Genomic DNA, 23,275 nt, shown 5'->3' with positions numbered 1-23,275 from the left:
CCTCAGCCCCGTAAACCCCCGACTAGCTTATCGATGCTTTCCTTGGCATCACCGAACAGCATGCGGGTGTTGTCCTTGAAAAACAGCGGGTTCTCGACACCGGAATAACCGGTGGCCATGCCCCGCTTGAGGACAACTACCTGCCGGGCTTTCCATACCTCCAGTACCGGCATACCGGCGATTGGACTGCCGGGGTCTTCGGCGGCCGCCGGGTTTACCGTGTCGTTGGCACCGATCACCAGCACCACATCGGTTTCGGGGAAATCGGCGTTGATTTCGTCCATCTCCAGCACGATATCGTAGGGTACGTGGGCTTCAGCCAGCAGCACATTCATGTGGCCGGGCAGGCGGCCGGCCACCGGGTGGATGCCGAAGCGTACGTTGACACCCCGCTCCCGCAGTATCTTCGTCATTTCGCTGACGCCATTCTGGGCCTGGGCGACCGCCATGCCGTAACCGGGCACGATGATTACCGAATCGGCGTTGCGCAATTCCTCGCATACGTCATCCGCACTGGACTCGTAAACCGACTGGTCGGAATCGGCGGCGCTTGAGCTGCTTGTTGTCTGGCCAAAGCCGCCAAGAATCACGCTGATGAACGAGCGGTTCATGGCTTTGCACATGATGTAACTGAGGATGGCACCGCTGCTGCCCACCAGGGCGCCAACGACGATCAACAGGTCATTGCCCAGCATGAACCCGATGGAGGCTGCCGCCCACCCGGAATAGCTGTTGAGCATGGACACTACCACCGGCATGTCTGCACCGCCGATGGCCATGATCAGGTGAATGCCAAGCACCGAGGCGATGACGGTCATCAATATCAGGGAAATGATCCCCAGCGCCATGCTGTCGGTGCCCAGGAACCATGCGCCCAAAAACACACAGGCGATGATCGCCACCAGGTTCATCAGATGCCGGCCGGGCAGGGTCAGGGCCTTGCTGTCGATACGGCCGTCCAGTTTGCCGCAGGCGACCAGCGACCCGGTAAAGGTCACTGCACCGATAAAGATGCCTACAAACACTTCCACCAGTTTGATGGTGTGTTCCGCTCCCGCAGTTGCGATCAGCGGTTCAATATAGCCGGAGAAACCCACCAACACCGCCGCCAGACCTACAAAGCTGTGAAGCAGGGCGACCAGTTGCGGCATCTGGGTCATTTCCACCTTGTTGGCGATGGGGATGCCGATGCCAGCGCCGAGAAGCACTGCAATCACAATGGCAGTGACGCCACCGTCTACGCTGGCGAGGGTCGCCCCCACCGCGATAATGATGCCGGCCACGCCATAAAGATTACCGCGCCGTGCGGATTCCTGGTGGCTTAGGCCGCCCAGGCTGAGAATAAAGCAGATACTTGCGACCACGTAGGCCACGCTCACCAGTCCTGTACTCATATCGGGCGTCTCCTACCTGCGGAACATTTTGAGCATGCGATGGGTGACCCGGAAGCCGCCCCCTACGTTGATGCTGGCAATCAGCACCGCGACAAAGGCCATCACTCCGACGGCGAAGTTCTCCGCCTGGGCCAGATGAAGAATGGCCCCGATCACAATGATGCCGCTGATGGCGTTGGTCACGCTCATCAAAGGGGTGTGCAGGGAGGGTGTTACGTTCCAGATCACCTGCCAGCCGATAAAGCAGGCCAGCACAAATACCGTAAAGTGCTGCAGGAAGCTTTCCGGTGCGTGGGCCCCGACTCCGTAGAGCGCTAATGCCGTTACCACCAGCAGGGCACCCTTGCCAATCAGGCTGCGGCGGTCGGCGTCTTTCTTGGCTGCTGCTTTGTCGGCCGCTGAAGGCTCCTCGGTACCGGGCGCCGGTTTCGGGCTGACCGGGGCCTCCGGCTGCGGTGGCGGCCAGGTAACGTCGGCTTCCTTCACCACGGTCAAGCCACGGATGACATCGTCCTCCATGTTGACCAGCGGCTGGCCGTCTTTCTCCGGGGTCAGTTCGGTAAGCAGGTGCACCAGATTGGTGGCGTAAAGGTCGCTGGCCACCTTGGCCATCCGGCTGGGCAGGTCGGTGTAGCCGATCAGCGTCACGCCGTGGTGATGGGCGACCTTACCCGGTTCCGTCAGCTCGCAGTTACCGCCGCGTTCCGAGGCCAGGTCGACAATCACACTGCCGGGTTTCATGGACTTCACCATCTCGGCAGTGATCAGTTTCGGGGCGGGCTTACCGGGAATCAGGGCGGTGGTGATGATAATGTCCACCTCCTCAGCCTGCTCTGCAAACAGCGCCATTTCCGCCTTGATGAACTCGTCGCTCATCTGCTTGGCGTAGCCGCCGCTGCCGCTGCCTTCCTCATCACCGAAATCCAGCTCCAGGAACTCGGCGCCCATGCTCTCGACCTGTTCCTTCACTTCCAGCCGGGTGTCAAAGGCCCGCACGATGGCGCCCATGCTGTTGGCAGCGCCAATCGCCGCCAGGCCAGCAACACCGGCACCAATCACCATGACCTTCGCTGGCGGCACCTTGCCTGCCGCGGTTACCTGTCCGGTAAAGAAACGCCCGAAGTTGTTGGCCGCTTCGATTACCGCCCGATAGCCGGCGATATTGGCCATGGCGCTGAGCGCATCCATCTTCTGGGCCCGGCTGATGCGGGGAAGGCTGTCGATGGCGAACGAGGTGATCTTCTTTGCCGCTAGTTTCTCCAGTAACTCGGGGTTTTGCGCCGGCCAGATATAGCTGACCAGAAACGCCCCCTCCTTCATCAGATCCACTTCGTGTTTGCCGAGGGAGGGGTTTTCCATGGGGGCCCGGACCTTCAGGATGAAGTCTGCTTCCCGCCACAAGGAGGTGGTATCGGCCGCTATGGTCGCCCCCACTTTTTCGTAGGCCTGATCCGAGTAATTGGCAGCCTCGCCAGACCCGCCTTCAACAACCACCTCGTAACCAAGACCAATGAGTTTGTGAACGGAGGGCGGCGTGGCTGCTACCCGCCGTTCATCCTTGAAAATTTCCTTGGGGATACCGATTTTCATGGTTAGTGCGCTCTCCGGATTGCCCGATGAACCAGTTGTCTGGATACCTACATACTAGTGCAAGTTGCCAGATTTGCTCGGTTTAGACTGAAGAGGAGGGGTGGGGCGGTTTCAGGCGTATTTCTGGGCAAGGTTCTCGACGTCGGTCTGGGACAGATGATCCAGCATCGCACCGCGGAACTGGCGGTTGATAAAACGTTCTGTTTCCTGCTGGATAGCCTCCCGCTGCGCCGGTTTCTCGATGTAATCCATGGCCCTGAACAAAATGTAGCGGATAGTCATACGGGAAATCTCGTGAATCGTCTCTTGCGGCACGGCACTGACCAGTTGCCGCTCGATAATATCCTCTGCCATCTCCCTGGCGCTGGCATCGAGCTGAGACTCAAGCGCTCTGCGTAACAACGGCGACGGCCCATGAAGTTCCCTCACCGCCACAGTAGTGGCCGCCGGATTGGCCAGGAAGTAGTGGTATACAAATGTAACGGTATCGTGTGACGCCTGCTCCGAAGACTCCGCCATCTGCCGCAGTTCACGAACGCCTGACTTCATGTCTTCAGCGATATACCCCAGAACCTGTAATCCGAACTCGTCCAGGTTCTTGAAGTGGCGATAAAAAGTATTCGGGTTCAGCCCTGCCTCACGGGCCAGTTCCCGTAGGCCGAGTGACGTCAGGCTACGGCTCTGATTAATCAACCTAAGTGCCGCCTGAATCAATTTCAGCTTCCCGCCGGTCAAAACACTCATGAAGTATCACCTTGGTTTGATGGGGTAATTGGGGAGGCCTTTCCGAAACTGTGCGGAGCCAGGGATGGCGGAGCTCAAGCGTCACATGGATGTGCCGAAGGAGCGTGTTTCGGAAAGGCCTCCCCAATTGCCCCACACTCCCAAATAGAAGGACAAAGAGGACAGCCACTTACCAAACCAGGCCAAAAAACCATTTCAGATCGAACCAAAGTATACAACTGTCTACTCCGTTGTGTATACATGTGTATACCGTCAGACATCATGGCGAAACACACAACAACAGGCAAGGCCGGATGGCCAGCGAACAACGAGGTAGCAGCATGAGTCAGAACGCACAAATCGCCATCATCGGAACCGGATTTTCCGGCCTGGGCATGGGCATCAAGCTCAAAGAAGCCGGATACGACAACTTTGTCATCCTGGAACAAAGCGACGACGTCGGCGGCACCTGGCACGAAAACCACTACCCCGGCTGCGCCTGCGACGTCCAGTCCGCCCTCTACTCCTTCTCCTTCGAACAGAACCCCAACTGGAGCCGGATGTTCGCCCAACAGAAAGAAATCCAGGCCTACCTGCGCCACTGCGCCGAGAAATATGGCCTGATGGAACACATCCGCCTGAACACCCACGTTGCTGGCGCTCGGTTCGATGAAAACAACCAGAGCTGGACCGTCGAAACCTGCGACAGCCCCAGACTCTGGGCCTACATGCACGACAAATGCCTGAACCCCGGCGACAAACTGGACCGCAAAGACAAGGATCTGCCTGAATTCAGCTCCTTCAAGGCGGATGTCGTCGTTTCCGGCATGGGCGGCCTCAGCACACCGGCTTACCCCAACATCAAGGGCATCGACACCTTCACCGGCAAGAACTTCCACTCCCAGGACTGGGACCACAGCTATGATTTCAAAGGCAAGCGGGTGGCAGTGATCGGCACCGGGGCCTCGGCCATACAGTTTGTGCCGGAAGTGGCCAAGGACGCGGCCCACCTGGACCTGTACCAGCGCACACCGCCATGGATCGTACCCAAGCCGGACCGGGAGATCCGTCCACTGGAGCGGATGATGTTCCGCAGGTTCCCACAAACCCTGAATGCCTTCCGCCAGAGCATCTACTGGATGCTGGAGGCCCGGGTGCTGGGCTTTGTGGGCAATCCCCGCATCCTCAAGATCGGCGAGCTACAGGCCCGCCGCCATATCCGCAACCAGATCAAGGACAGGGAACTGCGCAAAAAGGTCACCCCGGACTTCCACTTCGGCTGCAAGCGGGTACTGATTTCCAACAACTACTACCCGGCCCTGGCCCAGGACAACGTCGACGTGCTGACCGACGGCATCCGCGAAGTGAGGGGCAACATGATTGTGGATAACAACGGCAACGAGCGGGAAGTGGACTGCATCATCTACGGCACCGGCTTCCGCGCCCAGGACCCGATTCCCGCCGGCATGGTATATGGCCGCAACGGCCAGGACCTGCTGGATGCCTGGAAAGACGGTGCCGAAGCCTACAAGGGCAGCACCATCGCCGGCTTCCCCAATTTCTTCATGCTCATGGGCCCCAACACCGGCCTGGGCCACAGCTCCATGGTGTACATGATCGAAAGCCAGATCCAGTACGTGCTGGATGCCCTGAAGAAAATGCAGAAGCACGGCTGGAAGAGCGTGGAAGTGAAGGAAGACGCCCTGAGTAAATACAACGCCTCCATTCACGCCAAGCTTGGTGACTCTGTCTGGCAGACCGGCTGCAAGAGCTGGTACGTGAACGAGAACGGCAAGAACACCACACTGTGGCCGGGCTTCACCTGGCAGTTCCGGCAGCAGACCAGGCGCTTTGATGCGGCGCAGTATGTGTGTGAGCCGGAGGCCGAAGGCCTGGGCGAGGCAGCGCCTGCACTGTAAGTCGTTGACTGAAAGCTACCCAATATGGGCATTTATCGACCTATATTGGGTAGGAGTCGGCTATCTGTCATTCTCCGTCAGCTCTTTAATCGCCACCTTGATGTCCTCACAGACCCGGACAAGGCTGGCAACCAGGTTTTCATCCACGTCGATGAACCCCTCGTACTCCGCCAGGTTTCGTTTGCGATGAGCCTGATCAAGAACACGCCATTTTGCAGAGGGGAGGTCGAGTGTGTTCTGCAGGCATTGGAAAACGAGGTATCGATTGTCAGAACGATAACCAAGATGGCGCAAGGCTGCCAGTGACAATGCGTGAGCGGCGTTGTAGGTCAGATCGAAGCGGCTTTCCAGACTGAGGGATTCCAGTTTTGCATCTTGCAGTCGGATGCTACCGGATCGGATGAGACCATTTACTTCGCTGGCATCAGCCGCTTCATAGTGGAGTTTGCGAATGTTGACCAGATTCTCAAGAGCTTCCTTGTTCATTAATGATTCCCTTCAATAACAGGTACGGTCCATTCAGTACCTTTCTTACAAACGGATTGTCGTTGTTCCGACGCTTTTCAAATTCGTGCCTGGTGTAAAGTGTGGGGTTTACAGGCCGCGACAGCTCCTGTTCCACCGGCTCCAGTGCGGTAAACACATCTTCGAGGGTTAATGTGTCAGAAACCAGCATAAGGTCGATGTCACTGTCCGCCCGATCAGTATTCTTGGCCACCGAACCATAAACCAGTGCTACGTCGATTTCACTGTCCAAGGCGCTCAGAGCATCCTTGACCACTTGAGCCGGCCCAAGGGTTTTTGCAACCAGAGAGCACAATTCCGGAAAGATGGGCGATTCCTGGTTGGCTCTATAACGCTTCTGGCGCCCCTTGACTTCGACAGTGACCAGCCCGCTGTCCACGAATCGACCTATTTCCCGTTGAACTGCCCCGGAGCCGGCCCTTACGCGTTCGATTAATTCGGCTAGTGAGAAGTCGTGATCGGGCTGCATGAATAGGAGGCCAAGCACTTTTTGTCGGGTGCCTGAAAACAAGGCATCCGCAAGGCTGGAGTTTGACGACATCGAGGGCCACCTGTGGTTATCGAGTTCATTCAGGTTAATACCTAATTTGGGTAACTTTATACCCAATTTGGGTATTACGCAAAATGTGTGTTTGTGCATCCGACTCCCGTTGGTCGATGTATCTTGATAGTCAGTCGTTCCTGCACCATGGTTTGCATACGGGAACAACAGGAGCGCGCGCCATGACCAAACCAACCCTTCCTGACCAATCCGGGATTCTTGAGGCAGAGCAGCGTATCCGCCCACAACTGGGCGAGACTCCGTTGTTAAGGGTGCCTGACGTGGATGCCGCCATGGGCCAGCCCCTTGGCTTGAAATGCGAGAGCCTCCAGCGCACCGGCAGCTTCAAGGCCCGTGGTGCGTTGAACTGGCTGCTGACCGCTTCTGAAGACGAACTCAAAGCCGGCCTGGTGACGGTGTCGGCCGGTAACCATGCCATCGCCCTGGCCTGGGCGGCAGCCATGCAGAATGTGCCGCTCACGGTGGTCATGCCGGAGGGTTCCAGCCCGCTGAAGATTCGCCGTACCCGGGAACTGGGTGCCGAGGTGATTGTTCAAGGCACCATCCAGCAAGCTGTGGCCTTGTGCCACCAGATGCGGGATGAGCAGGGGCTGACCCTGGTACATCCCTATAACGATGTCCGCATCATGGCGGGGCAGGGCACGGTTGGCCTGGAACTGCTGCGCCAGCAGCCGGATGTGGAGCGGGTGCTGTGCCCCATTGGCGGCGGTGGGCTGATCTCAGGCCTGGGGCTGGCCGTCAAGGCGCAACGGCCGGAGATAGAGCTGATTGGCGTGGAGCCGGAGGGCGCGGCTACCATGTTCAATGCCTGGCAAAAACAGGATGCCACAGCCAGCCTGGACTCGGTGGCTACCTGGGCCGCGAGCCTCGCACCGGCAGTGGTTGGAGACTGCACCTATGCGGCATCACGCCAGGTGGTGGATCGTATCGTGACGGTTACCGAGGCGGGTATCAGAGAAGCCACGCGCCGCCTGCTGACTGAGGCCAGGCTCTACGTCGAGCCCGGTGCCAGTGTTGGGTTGGCGGCATTGCTGGAGAACAAGGTTCCGCCTGCTCCAGACGGGACCACGGTTCTGATCATTACCGGTGGCAACCTGGACCCGGAGCAGGTCACTCAGTGCCTGTGACGGGCTAAAGCACCACGCCTAGCTGACCAGCGTGCCGCCATCTACCGCCAGGCACTGCCCGGTGATGTGCCGCCCGGCCTCGGAGGCCAGTAACACCGCCGCACCCTTGAGATCCTCCTCGCCGCCAAAGCGATTCAGGGGTATGCGCTCGAGCATCTTCTCACCCTGGGCATCCAGCAGCCCCTGGGACATCTTCGACGGGAAGAAGCCCGGGCACAGGGCATTCACATTGATGTTGTACTGGCCCCATTCGGAGGCCAGGGCGCGGGTAAAGTTCACCATGGCGCCCTTGCTGGTGTTGTAGGCGATGGTCTTCATGCCTTCAGGGTTGCCGGACAGGCCCGCGATGGAGGCGATGTTGATCACCTTACCGGTGTTGCGGGGAATCATGCAGCGCTTGCCCACGGTCTGGGTCAGGAAGAAGGAAGCGTTGACGTTCAGGTTCATCACCTTCATCCAGCCTTCCGCCGGGTAGTCCTCAGCGGGGGCGCCCCAGGTGGCGCCGGCGTTGTTGACCAGGATATCGATGTCACCCAGCTGGCTGACCACCTGATCCACCACACCGGGAATGCCTTCCAGATCGGACAGGTCGGCGGCGATGGTGATCACTTCCACCCCCTGGCCTTCCAGGTGCGCCTTGGCCTCGTCGAGCTCATGCTGTTTGCGGGCGCTGATGGCGATTCTGGCCCCCAGCTCCCCCAGAGCTTCGGCCATCTGCAGGCCCAGGCCCCGAGAGCCGCCGGTGATGAAAGCGACCTTGCCGGTCAGATCCAGTAGTTGTTTTACGCTCATTTTGCTCTCCTTGAGGGTTCAGGCGGTCTTTGCCAGCAGGCCATCACTGACCTGGGCCAGGTGATGATCGGCATCACCAAACAGCAGGTTGATCAGGGTCAGACGCTTGAACAGGTGGGCGGCGAACATTTCGTCGGTCACGCCCATACCGCCGTGCAACTGAACCCCTTGCTGGCCCACATAACGGGCGGCCTGGCCCACCAGGGTCTTGGCCATGGAGATGGCTTCCCGGCGGTTGGCGCGGTCATCGGAGTCCGCCTCGCTGGCAGCCAGGATGGCCATGGTTCTGGCCTGTTCGGTCTGGATGAACATATCCGCCATGCGGTGCTGCAACACCTGGAACTTGCCAATGGGTACACCGAACTGCTTGCGGGTCTTGATGTACTCCAGCGTGGCGGCGTTCATTGCTTCCATGGCGCCAACCGCTTCCGCACACAGGGCGGCAATACCAAGGTCCACGGTTTTTTCGATGGCCGGGAAGGCCTCGTCGATGGTGCCGATCAGGTTGTGGGCACTGACGGTGACATTGCTGAAACTGATATCAGCGGTACGGTGGCCATCGTGGGTGGCGAAGTCGTCCACTTTCACGCCTTTGGCGCCGCTATCCACCAGGAACAGGGAGAGCCCGGATTCATCATTCACGCCACCACTGGTGCGCGCCGATACGATCAACTGATTCGCCTGGCCGCCATGCAGCACGGTGGTTTTCTGGCCGCTGATCTGGAAATGGTCACCGTCCTTGCGGGCGGTCGTCTGCACATGGCTCAGGTTGTAGCGGGCTCCCGGCTCGTAGTGCGCAAGCGCCAGGAGCCTTTCGCCGCTGGCAATGCCCGGCAGGATGTCGGCTTTCTGGGCCTCATTACCGGCATCCCGGATCAGCCCGCCGGCCAGTACCACCGTGGCCAGATAGGGTTCCACCACCAGGCCGCGGCCAAAGTTCTCCATGACCACCATGGTGTCGACGGCATTTCCGCCCAGCCCGTCGTAGTCTTCCGGGAAGCTGAAGCCAAGCAGCCCCATCTCGGCGAAATTCGACCAGGTGGCCCGGTCGATGCCGGTTCCGGAGCTGATAATTTCACCGCGCTTTTCATAGCCATACTCGTTGGTAACGAAGCGGCGCAGTGAATCGTTCAGCATTTGCTGTTCTTCGCTCAGATCAAAATTCATAGCGCCTCCTTAAAGACCTAGCACGAGTTGGGAAATGATATTGCGCTGGATCTCGTTGGACCCACCAAAGATCGACAGCTTGCGCATGTTGAAGTAATCGCCGGCCGACGGCGTGGCATCTATCGAGCCCGCACGGGGCCCGTTGTAATCCAGCTCCAACGCTTCCGGGATATGGGCAATGGAATCCTGGCCGCCCGCTTCCATCAGCATTTCAAACAGTTGCTGGCCGATTTCGGTACCACGGATTTTCAGAATCGACGCCTGCGGGCCGGGGCCGCGTTTGTCGGTCAGCACACGCAGAACCGTCAGTTCAAGCGCACGCAGCTCGGCATCCAGCTGCGCCAGGCGGTCGCGGAAGCGGGTGTTCTCGATCAGCGGCCGCTGACCATCCTGCTCCTGCCGCGCCACTTCCTTCAGGCGCTTCATCAACGCCTTCCACTGCCCCACATTGGCGAGGCCCGTGCGCTCATGGCCCAGCAGGAACTTGGCGTAGGTCCAGCCCTGGTTTTCCTCGCCGATCAGATTCTCGGCAGGGACTTTGACGTTGTCGAAGTACACCTCGTTAATCTCATGCTCACCGTCCAGCATGATGATGGGCTTCACATCGATGCCCGGGGTGTTCATATCGATCAACAGGAATGAAATCCCCTGCTGCGGTTTGCCCTGGGTGCTGGTACGCACCAGGCAGAAAATCCAGTCCGCATGCTGGCCCAGGGTCGTCCAGGTTTTCTGGCCATTGACGATGTAATGATCGCCTTCCCGTTTGGCCGACGTGCGCAGCGACGCCAGATCTGAACCGGCCCCGGGTTCGGAGTAACCCTGGCACCACCAGTCTTCACCACTGAGAATGCCCGGCAGGAAGCGCTGTTTCTGCTCGTCGTTACCAAACGTCATGATGACGGGCCCAACCATGCGCAGTCCGAAGTCCAACTGACGCGGAGCACCGGCGAGGGCACATTCTTCTTCAAAGATAATCTGCTGAATCGGGTCCCAACCGGTACCGCCGAATTCGGTCGGCCAGGTGGAAGCTCCCCAGCCTTTTTCAAACAGTATCTTCTGCCACCGCTCGGTCATGGCTTTGTCCGGGCGCAGCCGTTTCTGTACCCGCTCGCGGATATCGTCCGGCAGGTTGTCTTCAAGAAACTGTCGAACTTCAGCGCGGAACGCCTCTTGTTCGGGGGTGTAATTCAAATCCATGGAGCACCTCTTCTGTTGGCTGAGGTCGTTGGCTCCTTGTTCCGGAGCCGCCTATAAGTTTGGGATAGCGCGTCTTCAAGTCCGGGAGCGGCGCCGGCCAGGTATCACCGTTCAAAACACGCTCCTTCGGCACATCCATGTGACGCTTGGGCTCCGCCATCCCTGGCTCCGCACAGTTTTGAACGGTGATACCTGGCCGACGCTTCGAGTTTGTTCGTGCCTGCTCTCGCAATCGGCTCTGGGCAATAACCGTCTCAGGTTCGGAGTCTTTAATGGTCTGCCATTGCACAAAGCTATGGGCGACTGTTGGGTAGGGTGTTCCGAAACTGTGCGGAGCCAGGGATGGCGGAGCCCAAGCGCACACGGACGTGTTTACAGCGTGTTTCGGAACACCCTACCCAACAGGCGCTTCCCCCAAAGCCTTAGGCAATCAGGCGACTTCAAACAAGCCGGCAGCTCCCATACCAGTACCAACGCACATGGTAACGACCACATACTTAACACCACGGCGCTTACCTTCGATCAGGGCGTGGCCGACCAGGCGGGAACCGGTGGTGCCGTAGGGGTGACCGACCGCGATGGCGCCGCCGTTGACGTTCAGGCGGTCCATCGGGATGCCCAGTTTGCGCTGGCAGTAGAGCACCTGAACCGCGAAGGCTTCGTTCAGCTCCCACAGGCCGATATCGTCGACGGTCAGGCCGGCGCGCTTGAGCAGTTTGGGGACCGCGAACACTGGGCCGATGCCCATTTCGTCGGGCTCGCAACCGGCAACGGCGAAACCACGGAAGATACCCAGTGGCGTGGCACCGCGCTGTTCGGCGATTTTGCTGTCCATCAGAACGCAGGCCGAAGCGCCGTCGGAGAACTGGCTGGCGTTGCCGGCGGTGACCACGCCGCCTTCCATTGCCGAGCGGATCTTGCTGACGCCTTCCAGGTTGGTGTCCGGGCGGATGCCTTCGTCCTGGCTGACGGTGACTTCCTGGCTGCTGAGCTGGCCGGTGGCCTTGTCGGCAACGCCCATGGTGGTGGTGATGGGCACGATTTCGTCGTCGAACTTGCCGTCTTCACGGGCCTTGGAGGCCAGGGTCTGGCTGCGTACGCCGTACTCGTCCATGTCTTCTTTCTTGATGCTGTAGCGCTTGGCCACGGTTTCGGCGGTGTCCAGCATGGACCAGTAGAGCTCCGGCTTGTTCTTCGCCAGCCAGGGTTCCATGAAGTAGTTCTGGTTCACGTTCGCCTGCACGGTGGAGATGGACTCCACGCCGCCGGCGACCATTACCGGCACCCGGTCCACGGCAATGTGGTGGGCCGCCATGGCGATGGCCTGCAGGCCGGAGGAGCAGAAGCGGTTGATGGTGGCGCCGGCCACGGAGACCGGCAGGCCCGCGCGAATTGCACCCATGCGGGCCACATCGTTACCGGTGGAGCCTTCCGGCAAGGCGCAGCCCATCAGCACGTCTTCGATTTCGTTGGGGTCGACTTTCGAGCGCTCGACCGCGTGCTGGATGGCATGACCGGCCAGGGTAGCGCCGTGGGTCATGTTCAGGCCGCCGCGCCAGGATTTGGCCAGGGGCGTGCGGGCAGTGGATACGATGACAACATCATTGGACATAATAATTCTCCGAAAAAATTCGTGGACCGGTTATTTAGCGTCGAAACCCTTGCCTTCCTCAGCGCGCCTGGCGAGCAGCGCTGCCGGCTCCCAGAAGCCTGGCTGGGTGTGGCGGTCTTCGGTAAAGGCCTGCATGGCACGCACCACGTTGGGCAGCCCGACTTCTTCGGCGTAGTGCATGGGGCCGCCGCGGAACACCGGGAAGCCGTAACCGGTCAGGTACACCATGTCGATGTCGGAGGCACGCTGGGCGATGCCTTCGTCCAGAATCTGCGCGCCTTCGTTGACCAGGGCATACACGCAGCGCTCCACGATTTCCTGGTTGCTGATCTTGCGCGGAGTGATGCCCAGCTCGGCGCGGACTTCGTCCACCACCCTGTCCACTTCCGGGTCGTGCAGGGCGTTGCGGTTGCCCGGCTCGTAGCGGTAGAAACCGGCGCCGGTCTTCTGGCCGTAGCGGCCCATTTCGCACAGGCGGTCGGCGACCACCATCTTCACCATGTCCGGGTTTTCCTCGTACTGGCGCTTGCGGATGGCCCAGCCGATGTCACCGCCGGCCAGGTCGGCCATGCGCAATGGGCCCATGGCGAAGCCGAACTTCTCGATGGCCTTGTCGATCTGCTGCACGCTGGCGCCTTCTTCCAGCATCAGCAGGGCTTCACGCTGGTACTGGTTGATCATGCGGTTGCCGATAAAGCCGTCGCACACGCCGGAAACCACGGCCGTCTTCTTGATCGCCTTGGCCAGTTTCATGGCGGTGGCCAGCACGTCCTTGGCGGTTTTCTCGCCACGGACCACTTCCAGCAGCTTCATGATGTTGGCCGGGCTGAAGAAGTGCAGGCCGATCACATCTTCCGGGCGCTTGGTAAAGCTGGCGATCTTGTTGAGATCCAGGGTGGAGGTGTTGGAGGCCAGAATTGCACCTGGCTTGCATACTTCGTCCAGCTTCTCGAACACAGACTGTTTGACGCCCATTTCCTCGAAGACGGCTTCTATCACCAGATCCACGTTGCTCAGGTCGTCATAGCTCAGAGACGGGGTGAGAAGGGCCATCTTGGCCTTGGCGTCGTCTTCGCTCATGCGGCCTTTCTTCACACGGCCCTCATAGACTTTGCGGATGGCTTCAACGCCACGGTCCAGGCCTTCCTGCTTCATTTCCACAATCGTCACCGGGATACCGGCGTTGAGGAAGTTGATGCTGATACCGGTGCCCATGGTGCCGCCGCCAATCACGCCGACGGATTTGATGTCGCGCGCCGGGGTATCGGAGGGCACGTCAGCAATCTTGCTGGTCAGGCGCTCGGAGAAGAACGCGTGACGCAAAGCGCGGGATTCTGGGGTCTGCATCAGGTTTACGAAGGCTTCGCGCTCCACTTGCATGCCCTTGTCGAACGGCATGGTTACCGCCGCTTTCACCGCCTCCACACACTTCAGCGGTGCCGGGTAGTTCTTTGCCATGGCACCCACGGTGTTGCGGGTGAACATGAAGAAGCCTTCCGGGTTGGGGTGTTTGGCCTTGAGGTCACGCACTTTCTTCAGCGGCAGGTTTTCGTTGACCACCTTGGTGGCGTAGGCAATGGCAGCGTCCAGCAACTCGCCGTCCACAATTTCGTCAAACAGCGCGCTGCCCTTGAACTGCTTCGCCGGCACCACGCTGCCGGAGACAATCATGTTCAGGGCGTGCTCGGCACCAATCACACGGGGCAGGCGCTGGGTGCCGCCGGCACCAGGCAGCAGGCCCAGTTTCACTTCCGGCAGGGCGATCTGGGCATCGGGCCTGGCAATGCGATAATTACATCCCAGCGCCAGTTCCAGCCCGCCGCCCATGCATGCTCCGCTAATGGCGGCAATCACTGGCTTGCGACTGCTTTCCACATAGTTGATCACGGTGTTCAGGTTGGGTTCGGCAGTGGCTTTGGAAGTGCCAAATTCGCTGATATCGGCGCCGCCGGAAAAGGCACGGTCAGAGCCAATCAGCACAACGGCTTTCACAGCATCATCGGCTTCCGCCTGGCGGATACCACTTACAATGCCCTGGCGAAGTGCCAGGCCCAGGCCGTTGACGGGTGGATTGTCGAGTCGGATTACGGCAATGGTGCCGTTCACGTCGTAATGGGCGGTACTCATCGGGCAGCTCCCTGATACTGGAATCGGATGAATCGGTGGGTATGAAGATGTGCGTTGAACTCCCCATACACTGGTGTATTGTTGGTCCATACACTAATGTATGTTTTGGGTGGGGTCAACGGCTTCAGATGTGCTGGCCCTGTTCATGTAGAATGCACCCGATACCGCCAGCAGCAGGATCTGACCACCGAATGACTGACGCCCGACAGACCACACGTACTCGCCGCAAGAACCCGGGAAAAGCGCAACTGACCCGTGACGACTGGCTGGATGCTGCTGCCGGGGAAGTGGCCGCTGGCGGTTTCAGCCATTTGCGGGTGCTGACGCTGGCGAAAAAACTCGGCGTCACCCGGGGCAGTTTCTATTGGCACTTCAAGGACCATGAAGATCTGGTGGTCAGCTTTCTCGACCGCTGGCGCGACCGCCGTCTACACGAACTTCAGTACTGGAAACCCCAGGGTGGCGATGTGGAAACCGAGCTGCGGCAGATCCTGGAACTGCTGCTCACTGATGCCTCCCGTAACATCCGCCGCTTGCAGGTGGAACTGGCCGTTCGGGACTTTGCTCGCCGCAATGACTATGCCGCGGACCTGGTAACCGAAGTGGATGAAGCCCGCATCAACCAGAACTGCGAACTCTATGAACGCCTGAGCAGTGACCCCCAGCGCATCCGGGACCTGTCACTGTTGATGTACGTGGCCACCATCGGCTCCCAGGTGGTACTAACCGGCAAAAAGGGCGATGCCGAGACCATCCGCCGGGTGGAAGACCTGATGGCTCGAGTGGCCCTGGGGCAGCGTGATGACAGCTAGATGGCTGACACTGCTCGTGCTTGGGGTCTGCTTTGGCACCACCCAGGCCGCCCCTGCCGATGAAGCCTGCATGGAGGGCGCGAAAACCGGGCTGGAAAAGTTGTACTGCAAAATTGTCGCCGAGGGGCAGGGTGCGGGCCTGCCTTCTCCGACGGATTTCAAGCGCAACGACCCCCAGGTACAGGCGTTGCTTCTGCGCCGCCCCGCCGGACGCCTGGGCCTGGAGGTACCTGATCCCGGTGCTTCCGCGCCACCAGCTCCCCCACCTTCGCAGGACGGCCCGGCCCCGGCCAACTCGCAACGTGCTCCAACCGAACAGGAAGAGGACTCCGAACTCACTGGCCGGCTGGCGGATTGTCGCCTGGAAGGTAAGCACATTACCTGCCCACAACGCCGTTATGAGCTGACGGAAAATCTCCCCAACAACAGGCTGGCGGACGGCGCTCTGGAGCCGGAGAACCGCCTGGGCCTGAGCTCCTTCGAAGGTAACCGCAATGACGACGAAGAGGTGCGGCGTTACCTTTCAGACGCCTACGACCGGTACATCCCCAACATGGTAGACATCGGCCTGGGTGCCAACACCATGAGTTTCACTGCGTTCCATAATGCCTTTCACACCATAGAAAATGGCGGTGTCGACTTTGCACGGCGAATGGAGCAGACATTTACCCTGCTCAAACAGGACAAGAAAACCCTGGCGGTCAAAGCCCGTTATCACGATGAGTTGCCGCAGGATATTTCCCTGTGCACGGTGATCAACCATGACATCATCGTGTGCGACGACGTGGGTACCAACTGGGTGTTCGTCAGCCCGTCCCGCTAGCGTTTCAGTCGATTTCCAGGAAATTGTTCAGGTAGCCCGCCACCGCAGCCGGCTGTTCCTCCTGAAGGAAATGCCCCGCCTCCACCTGCTCCACTTGCAGGGATTCAAAGCATTCCTCGATGTGATTGAGGTATTCCGGAATGATCACCTTGTCCTTGTTGCCATAGATGTACAGGGAGGGCATGGGCCAACGATGCCCCTCGGTGGTGGCCCAGCGCTTGGCGTCGTCGTGAAAGGTCCGGTAATAGTTGGAACTGGTACCGGGCGTGCCTGGCACCCGGAAAGTGCGCAGGTATTCGTCGAACGCGTCCTGCGGGAAAGGTTGCCCGTTCCAGGTGCGCAGGAAATGCCCCAGCCAGGTTTCTTCGGCACCGGGAATCATGGCCTCGGGCAGCCCCGGTGTTTGCATGAAGTGCTGGTACCAGTAGGCGGCACCGCTACCCGCGCGAACCTTTGAGATCACTTCCTGATTGCCTTTGAGGTTGTTGATGACGGCAATGTTCATGATCACCATCCGGCGCACTCTGTCCGGGATGGCCAGAGCCACTTCCTGGGCCACAATACCGCCCCAGTCATGGCCTACAAGCTGAAAGTTGCCAATGCCCAGGCTGTCCAGCAGGCTGACTACATCCTGCGCCATTTCCTGTTTGCGGTAATGATCGACGCCCGGGGTACGTTCACTGTCGCCCAGCCCCCGCAGATCTGGCGCAATAATGCGAAATCCCGGTTTCAGGTGTGCGGCCACATGTTCCCAGCAGTAGGAGCTTTCCGGCCAGCCGTGGATCATTACCAGCGGCTGACCCTCGGGGCTACCGCCCTCCCTCCAGGCGAGTCGGCCCCGGGGTGTTTGTTGTTGTTTCGGGTCGGACAGTTGCATTGCGGGACTCCATGTCGGTTAGCGGTTCTGCTTCGAAACCATAAACGGGAGTGCGGGACGGTGCAATCAAACGGTATCCACCGGCCGACCCAGATCCCGGAGCACGGTTTCCACAACCATGGGGCTCCATAACAATCGATGATGGCCCAGACCCCGGGTGCGCAAAACCGTCGCGTTTTCCCAGTTGTCGAGTATCCGTTGGCTTTCATCGGGTGAGATGGTGGTGTCCTCATCATCGATCACGAGCAGGCCCCGTTGGGTGAGCGAGCGCGACAACGCTTCCAGGTCGAGCTGCTCCCAGACCGATTGACCGAAACGCTCTTCCATCAGCTGAAGGTGAACCGCCAGAACGTCCCCGCTCAGCCCCAGTTGGCGACCCAGGTTGTCCATCACAGCACGGAGGCCTGCTGGAGGCGCCAGCATCACCAGGTAATTCGCCTTCAGGCCATCCGCGATGGCTCGGGTGACAGCAATGCAGCCAATAGAATGCGCCAGAACGCCATGAACACGGCCCACACTGGCCGCCACCCTGGCAGTGACCTCGGCCATTTCAAACAGGTCGGTGCTTTCGCCCTGGGCGCGGCCGTGGGCCGGGGCGTCAAACAGCACCACGCGATAGCCGGCTTCCACCAGTGGGGTTACCCAGGCGCCAAACTGGATGCCGGCACCGGCCCAGCCATGAACGCCGAGAATGACCGGCCCTTCGCCCCAGGAATAGACCGGTATGGTGCGCGCGCCATGCTGAAGTTGGGTGTAACTGTCGGCGTTATCCAGCAGGGGTTCGTAGCGAATCGGCACGGGCAGGCGCGAGGGCCTGAAGGCCATGCGGTTTACCAGCCGGCCGGCCTTCTGGGGTGAAACCCTGGCGTATAGCTGCAGGGCCAGGCGTGTGGCTGAAAATCCAGTATGGTCTGGAGCGGGCTGGACGGTCGGACGTTGAAAGGTCTCCGACTGGGTGTTCAGTTGTGAGGTCATAGTGAAAGTCCTTCTTCCTGCATTGGTGAATGACAGGTTCAGATTAGGGCTTGCGGGTGGCCGGCAGGAGTGTCATATTTGACATATAAAGTGCGAAAAGGGCCAGTCAGTCATGTTCAACATTGCGATCATCGCCTTGCCCAACTGTCACGCCTCCGGTGTGCACGGCGTGATGGACTTCTTTACCGTCGCCAATTTCTGTGGCCGCGCTCCCGTTGGCCATAGCGAGCCCCTGTTCAACTGCCAGGTGGTAACGGTGGACGACGAGCCGGTGCGTGGCTACAGCGGTGCCGTGGTTACGCCGACCATTCAACGGGGAAGCTTCCAGGCCGACCTGATCGTGGTGGGTTCTTCCGTGGAAGCTGCGGTTGGGGCGGAGCGGCTTGAGCGAACCCTGGCGCCGTCAAAGCCCCTGTATGGCTGGCTGCGGGAAGCACTGGGCCGTGGCGCGGTACTCGCCAGTGTCTGTACCGGCAGCTTTGTGCTGGCGGAGGCCGGTTTGCTGGAGGATCAGGTGGCCACGACCCACTGGCGGGCAGCACCGCTGTTTCGTAGCCGTTACCCGCACCTGCGCCTGGAAGAGGACCAGTTGCTGGTGGATAACGGCCAGATTATCTGCGCCGGCGGGGCCACAGCGTTTGTGGATTTGTGCATTTACCTGGTGGAGCGTTTCGCCTCACCCGCCGTAGCCCTGGCGTGCAGCAAGATGCTGGTGCTGGACGGTCGCAGAATGGAACAGACACCCTACATGGCGTTCTACAGCCAGAAAGCGCATCAGGATGATGCCATTCGCAAGGCACAGAGCTGGCTGGAGCAGCATTACGCAGACGGGCTGACGATTGATGAAGTGGCTGCTGTAGCTGGCCTTGGCACCCGTACCTTCAAGCGCCGGTTCAAGGAAGCTACCGGGGAAACTCCCATCGGTTACCTGCAGCATCTGCGAATCGAGGCAGCCAAGCACTTGCTCGAATCCAGCCGCGAACAGACGGTGCGGATTATCTGGAGCGTGGGTTATGAAGACGCCAGTTCCTTCCGGAGGCTGTTCAAACGCACAGTAGGTTGTACCATGGAGCAGTATCGTAAGCGTTTCAGCTATGTTTCCCCCAAAGTGGCCTAGACCCAGAACAGGAACCCCATGCCCGGTAAAAACTCGACCCGCCTCAACAAATACATCAGCGAGAGTGGCATGTGTTCCCGGCGGGAGGCCGACCGCTACATCGAGAATGGCAACGTCGCGATCAATGGCAAGGCCGCCCAGGTTGGGGACCAGGTTTTACCCGGTGACAAGGTCACGGTTAATGGCCAGCTGATCGAACCCCGGGACGAGGAAGACCTGATTTTTATCGCCCTGAACAAGCCCGTAGGCGTGGTCAGCACCACCGACCCGGCGGAACCCAGGAACATCGTCAACCATGTGGGCCACGGCGAGCGGATTTTCCCCATTGGCCGTCTCGACAAGGACTCCCAGGGGCTGATTTTTCTTACCAGTAACGGCGACCTGGTCAACAAGATCCTGCGTGCGGGTAACAACCACGAGAAAGAATACCTGGTGACCGTCAACAAGCCGGTGACGGCGGAGTTCGTGCAGGGCATGAGTGCCGGCGTGCCGATCCTGGGCACGGTCACCAAGCGCTGCAAGGTAGAGAAGGTCTCCCGTTTCGTGTTCCGTATCACCCTGGTGCAGGGCCTGAACCGGCAGATCCGGCGCATGTGCGAGTTTTTTGATTACGAGGTCACCAGGCTCGAGCGGGTACGCATCATGAACATCAGCCTGAAAGGACTGCCGGATGGCGAGTGGCGCGATCTGGGTGAGAAGGAGTTGAAAGGGCTGTTTGATATGATCCGGGATTCTTCCTCGGAGGTGAACCCGGACACCCGCAGCGAAAGGAAGAAACCCAGTGGAAAGAAACCCACTGGAAAGAAATCGGCTGGGAAAAAACCTGGCAAAAAGACGGGCAAGCCGCCCGAGAGTGCACGAGGCAAGACTATAAAAGACGGAAGGCCAGCGAAGCCGGCGGGAAAGCGTGGCAAGCCCTCCGGGCAGGGCAAACCTGCAAGGCCGGTAAAGCCTCGCAAGCCGCGGAAACCCAGCGTTAAACGGTAGAGTACGTTCACTTCCGTACGGCACTCAGGCGTCGGTGCCGGTATGCTATGGCGCTTTTACTCCTGGCCGGATATTCCGAATGTTTGAAGCGTTTTTCAGTACCTACATCAGCAGCACGATTCGTTTCCTGTTTCTGCTGGCGCCGTTCTTTGTGGTGACCATGTTTCTGGCACTGACCCGGGGGCTGCCGGCGGCGGAAAAAAGCTCCATTATCCGCCGCTCTACCGTATCGGCACTGATCCTGGGGTTGGTACTGTTCTTTGCCGGTCCGCTGCTGTTCAGCGCCATCGGCATTACCCTGAACTCGTTCCGGATCGGCGCCGGCAGCCTCCTGTTCCTGACCGCCATCAGCCTGGTTACCAGTGGCACCCGCAACCACGCCACCGGCTTGCCGGACGAAGACCGTGACGATATTGCCGTAGTGCCGTTGGCCATCCCGGTGATGATTGGTCCGGCCACCATTGGTGCCATCCTGGTTTACGGGGCCGAGCTGAACAGCGTGCCGGAAGTGGCAGGCGGGTTGTTGGGGCTGGTGTCGGGGCTGGCCATCCTGGCGGCATTGCTGCACTTGTCCGGTTACCTCGAAAAGGTGCTGGGTAAAACCGGGCTGAATATCCTCTCCAAGATCAGTGGCCTGATTCTCTCCGCCATGGCAGCGGAAATCGTGCTGACGGGAATTGCCGGATTTATCGCGTCAACGGCAGCTACCTGATGATTTCAACCAGCGTTTGTGAGCGGGAGCCAGTGCATAATGTCATTTGATACCGTGGAACATAACCGCAGCCGGCAGCAATTCGACGGGGTGTCCTCCGTGTGGCTGTTTGGGTATGGCTCATTGATCTATAAGGTGGACTTCCCGTTCCTCGAACAACGGCCCGCTACCATTGAAGGCTGGGCCCGCCGTTTCTGGCAGGGCTCCCATGACCATCGCGGCACACCAGAGGCGCCAGGGAGGGTAGTAACGCTGATTGAGCAGCCGGGCGCTCTGTGCAAGGGCGTCGCCTACCGGGTATCGCCGCAGGTTTTCCAGCATCTGGATGTACGGGAAAAGAACGGCTACCTGCGTTTCAGCACCCCCATGGTGTTTGATGACGGTAACTGCGCAGAAGGCCTTGTTTACATTGCCACCGAAGACAACGCCGCTTTTCTGGGGCCGGCGTCTTCCCTCGACATTGCGCGTCAGATTGCACGTTCTACCGGCCCCAGTGGTCCCAACAGTGAATATCTGCTGAAACTGGCAGAGGCGCTAAGAGCGCTCGGCGATCATGATCCCCACGTATTTGAACTGGAGTCCCACCTGCTGTGAGGCCGGCCCCGGTCAAGCGGCACTGAGAACTGTAAAGTCTGTCAGCGCCCACGTAAAAGAAGTGCAAAGCGGCCCCCGATCGCCTGACATTACCCGGTAGATCCGTACTCTGAACTCAGGGAGCACACGCAAAGTGCCTGTGAGTGCTGATATCCGGGATCCGGAAAGATCGGGAGAAGAACGATGAAAAAGTTTCTGATCGGAAGTTGCCTTATTGGCCTGTTGATGGCCACCGCGCCTGCCATGGCGGACTCTTTCAAGCGTGAAGACCACAAGGCGGGCTACCACCAGAAGGTGGGCCACGCCAAGGGCGCCCCGCACCACAAGAAGTTTCTGACTTCGCAGCACCGTGACAGGTACGCCGACCACGGCTACCGCGACCGCAAGCATGGCTGGAAACACAAAAAGCATAGCAAGCGGCATCACGGCTGGAAGCACAAGAAGTACCAGCAGCGTAAACACGGCTACCATGGCCATAAGCGCCACTGGAACGAGAGCCGGCACCACGGGCATTATAATCGAGGCAGCCGTTACCGGTTTCGTTACAACAGTGGCTATCATCCGGTCGATCAGGGCGCTCAGCTGCTCATCGACGTAACCCGCTGAGTGTCCGGATTAAAACCCCTGGCCGGCGCCCTTGAACGGCGCCGGTGTTGTTGCAGACCAATCAGAATCAGAGGCACCACAATCATGGTGCTGCCGGCCAGGAACCACAGGTCCGGCACCTCGGAGAACCAGATCCAGCCAATGCCTACAGCCCAGATCAGCCCGGTGTATTCAGCAGCGGTTACCTGGTTGGCGTCCACCTGCTTGTAAGCCAGTAAAACAGTGATGTTGTAGCCCAGTATAAACAGGGCAGAGCCCAGGGCACTGATCAGTATGGAGCTGTCCCAGGCCGCGCCTTCCCAAAATGCCAGCGCACCGGCCGCCGGGATAATCAGCATGTAGTTCAGTAGCAGCTTGTGCACGGTGGTCTGCTCTTTCGGTAACTTGCGGACCATGACGGCGTTGATAGCCAGGGCAAAGGCGGAGGCCAGGGCTGCGATGGCGGCCCAGTTGAATTCCACTGGACGCAGGATGACGATGATGCCGCCGAATCCGCTGAATACAGCGAAGACGCTCAGTGGCGTAAGCTTTTCCCGGAAGATGATGACGGATAGCACCATGACCAGTATGGGCGCTGCGTAGAACACGGCATTGGCGGTGGCCAGGGGCAGGTTGGCCAGGGCGATGACCATGCACAGGATACCGACCAGGTGTATGTGGGCCCGCACGGCGTGAATTTTGAAGCCGGAGAACAGGTGATTGCGGTTGAGCTGGCCGGCCAGGGGCAGTAACAGCAGCAGGGTGATGACGCAGCGCAGGAAGGCAAACTGGAATATCGGAGCGCCGGGTTCCATCAGTTTGATGAACACGTCGCTGATCAATGCCATGGCGTTGCCGATCACCAGCAGTAGAATTGCACTGTTTACGGTTTTGCCTGACATGGTTTACCCCTCTATATAAACTTTCCTCCCGCTTGGGAGCATTCGCCGGGCGGGTAGGCCTCTCCGAAACACGCCTCAAGACGTCCCTGTTCGGCTCGGGCTCCGCCATCCATGGCTCCGCACGGTTTCGGCGAGGCCCACCCGCCCGGCTCTCTG

The 23,275-nt window shown here is 59.5% G+C and carries 22 protein-coding genes; 9 read left to right on the top strand and 13 right to left on the bottom strand.

Annotated features, from left to right (window positions below):
* Window positions 1-2 precede the first annotated feature (2 nt).
* From pntB to FO268_RS07010, 3 genes are all read right to left on the bottom strand, one after another.
* Window positions 3-1,394, bottom strand: a complete 1,392-nt coding sequence (gene pntB / locus FO268_RS07020; RefSeq protein ID WP_150991074.1) for a Re/Si-specific NAD(P)(+) transhydrogenase subunit beta — start codon at window positions 1,392-1,394, stop codon at window positions 3-5.
* A 12-nt stretch (window positions 1,395-1,406) separates the two neighbouring features.
* A complete protein-coding gene (locus FO268_RS07015) occupies window positions 1,407-2,984 on the bottom strand; it encodes a Re/Si-specific NAD(P)(+) transhydrogenase subunit alpha (RefSeq protein ID WP_150991072.1) in 1,578 nt (525 codons plus the stop codon).
* 111 nt (window positions 2,985-3,095) lie between these two features.
* Complete coding sequence (locus FO268_RS07010; protein WP_150991070.1) at window positions 3,096-3,728, bottom strand: TetR family transcriptional regulator; 633 nt, start codon at window positions 3,726-3,728, stop codon at window positions 3,096-3,098.
* A 320-nt stretch (window positions 3,729-4,048) separates the two neighbouring features.
* Here FO268_RS07010 and FO268_RS07005 point away from each other — a divergent pair, with 320 nt between their 5' ends.
* Window positions 4,049-5,626: a flavin-containing monooxygenase gene (locus tag FO268_RS07005; RefSeq protein ID WP_150991068.1), complete on the top strand. Its 1,578-nt coding sequence runs from the start codon at window positions 4,049-4,051 to the stop codon at window positions 5,624-5,626.
* Window positions 5,627-5,686: 60 nt separating this feature from the next.
* Here FO268_RS07005 and FO268_RS07000 read toward each other — a convergent pair whose 3' ends face one another.
* Entirely contained in the window at window positions 5,687-6,112 is a 426-nt protein-coding gene (locus tag FO268_RS07000) for a hypothetical protein (protein WP_150991066.1), read from the bottom strand.
* Window positions 6,093-6,692 carry a nucleotidyltransferase domain-containing protein gene (locus tag FO268_RS06995; protein ID WP_225316522.1) on the bottom strand — a complete coding sequence of 200 codons (600 nt, stop codon included), beginning with the start codon at window positions 6,690-6,692 and terminating at the stop codon, window positions 6,093-6,095. The genes FO268_RS07000 and FO268_RS06995 overlap by 20 nt, the downstream gene beginning before the upstream one ends.
* 182 nt (window positions 6,693-6,874) lie before the next feature.
* Here FO268_RS06995 and FO268_RS06990 point away from each other — a divergent pair, with 182 nt between their 5' ends.
* On the top strand, window positions 6,875-7,840 hold the full coding sequence (locus FO268_RS06990; protein ID WP_150991064.1) for a threonine ammonia-lyase: 966 nt from the start codon (window positions 6,875-6,877) through the stop codon (window positions 7,838-7,840).
* An 18-nt stretch (window positions 7,841-7,858) separates the two neighbouring features.
* On the opposite strand, the gene FO268_RS06985 is transcribed toward FO268_RS06990, so the two are convergent.
* From FO268_RS06985 to FO268_RS06965, 5 genes are all read right to left on the bottom strand, one after another.
* On the bottom strand, window positions 7,859-8,632 hold the full coding sequence (locus FO268_RS06985) for an SDR family oxidoreductase (protein ID WP_150991062.1): 774 nt from the start codon (window positions 8,630-8,632) through the stop codon (window positions 7,859-7,861).
* A gap of 18 nt (window positions 8,633-8,650) precedes the next feature.
* Window positions 8,651-9,799, bottom strand: coding sequence for an acyl-CoA dehydrogenase family protein (locus tag FO268_RS06980; RefSeq protein WP_150991060.1), 1,149 nt, complete (start codon window positions 9,797-9,799; stop codon window positions 8,651-8,653).
* A 9-nt stretch (window positions 9,800-9,808) separates the two neighbouring features.
* On the bottom strand, window positions 9,809-10,996 hold the full coding sequence (locus tag FO268_RS06975; protein ID WP_150991058.1) for an acyl-CoA dehydrogenase family protein: 1,188 nt from the start codon (window positions 10,994-10,996) through the stop codon (window positions 9,809-9,811).
* Between the two features lie 430 nt (window positions 10,997-11,426).
* Entirely contained in the window at window positions 11,427-12,608 is a 1,182-nt protein-coding gene (locus tag FO268_RS06970; RefSeq protein WP_150991056.1) for an acetyl-CoA C-acyltransferase, read from the bottom strand.
* 30 nt (window positions 12,609-12,638) lie between these two features.
* Complete coding sequence (locus FO268_RS06965) at window positions 12,639-14,735, bottom strand: 3-hydroxyacyl-CoA dehydrogenase NAD-binding domain-containing protein (RefSeq protein WP_150991054.1); 2,097 nt, start codon at window positions 14,733-14,735, stop codon at window positions 12,639-12,641.
* Between the two features lie 191 nt (window positions 14,736-14,926).
* Between FO268_RS06965 and FO268_RS06960 the strand changes: the two genes are divergently transcribed.
* Complete coding sequence (locus tag FO268_RS06960) at window positions 14,927-15,547, top strand: TetR/AcrR family transcriptional regulator (RefSeq protein ID WP_150991052.1); 621 nt, start codon at window positions 14,927-14,929, stop codon at window positions 15,545-15,547.
* Window positions 15,537-16,370 (top strand): hypothetical protein, encoded by an 834-nt coding sequence (locus tag FO268_RS06955; protein ID WP_225316521.1) that lies wholly within the window; start codon window positions 15,537-15,539, stop codon window positions 16,368-16,370. The genes FO268_RS06960 and FO268_RS06955 overlap by 11 nt, the downstream gene beginning before the upstream one ends.
* A gap of 4 nt (window positions 16,371-16,374) precedes the next feature.
* On the opposite strand, the gene FO268_RS06950 is transcribed toward FO268_RS06955, so the two are convergent.
* On the bottom strand, window positions 16,375-17,247 hold the full coding sequence (locus FO268_RS06950; RefSeq protein WP_150991049.1) for an alpha/beta fold hydrolase: 873 nt from the start codon (window positions 17,245-17,247) through the stop codon (window positions 16,375-16,377).
* Window positions 17,248-17,313: 66 nt separating this feature from the next.
* On the bottom strand, window positions 17,314-18,222 hold the full coding sequence (locus tag FO268_RS06945) for an alpha/beta hydrolase (RefSeq protein WP_150991047.1): 909 nt from the start codon (window positions 18,220-18,222) through the stop codon (window positions 17,314-17,316).
* Window positions 18,223-18,334: 112 nt separating this feature from the next.
* Between FO268_RS06945 and FO268_RS06940 the strand changes: the two genes are divergently transcribed.
* The 5 genes from FO268_RS06940 (at window position 18,335) to FO268_RS06920 (ending at window position 22,238) form a co-directional block, all read left to right on the top strand.
* Window positions 18,335-19,339 carry a GlxA family transcriptional regulator gene (locus FO268_RS06940; RefSeq protein WP_150991045.1) on the top strand — a complete coding sequence of 335 codons (1,005 nt, stop codon included), beginning with the start codon at window positions 18,335-18,337 and terminating at the stop codon, window positions 19,337-19,339.
* 18 nt (window positions 19,340-19,357) lie between these two features.
* Window positions 19,358-20,326: a 23S rRNA pseudouridine(2604) synthase RluF gene (gene rluF / locus FO268_RS06935; protein ID WP_150991043.1), complete on the top strand. Its 969-nt coding sequence runs from the start codon at window positions 19,358-19,360 to the stop codon at window positions 20,324-20,326.
* Window positions 20,327-20,405: 79 nt separating this feature from the next.
* A complete protein-coding gene (locus FO268_RS06930; RefSeq protein WP_150991041.1) occupies window positions 20,406-21,038 on the top strand; it encodes a MarC family protein in 633 nt (210 codons plus the stop codon).
* Between the two features lie 39 nt (window positions 21,039-21,077).
* Window positions 21,078-21,632 (top strand): gamma-glutamylcyclotransferase, encoded by a 555-nt coding sequence (locus tag FO268_RS06925; RefSeq protein ID WP_150991039.1) that lies wholly within the window; start codon window positions 21,078-21,080, stop codon window positions 21,630-21,632.
* A 183-nt stretch (window positions 21,633-21,815) separates the two neighbouring features.
* Window positions 21,816-22,238 (top strand): hypothetical protein, encoded by a 423-nt coding sequence (locus FO268_RS06920; RefSeq protein WP_150991037.1) that lies wholly within the window; start codon window positions 21,816-21,818, stop codon window positions 22,236-22,238.
* On the opposite strand, the gene FO268_RS06915 is transcribed toward FO268_RS06920, so the two are convergent.
* A complete protein-coding gene (locus FO268_RS06915) occupies window positions 22,211-23,119 on the bottom strand; it encodes a DMT family transporter (RefSeq protein WP_150991035.1) in 909 nt (302 codons plus the stop codon). The genes FO268_RS06920 and FO268_RS06915 overlap by 28 nt on opposite strands.
* Window positions 23,120-23,275: the final 156 nt, after the last annotated feature.

The organism is Marinobacter denitrificans (genome assembly GCF_008795955.1).
GTDB lineage: Bacteria > Pseudomonadota > Gammaproteobacteria > Pseudomonadales > Oleiphilaceae > Marinobacter > Marinobacter denitrificans.
Note: the sequence above shows the minus strand (reverse complement) of the source record. Positions and strands in the feature narration are given on the sequence as shown.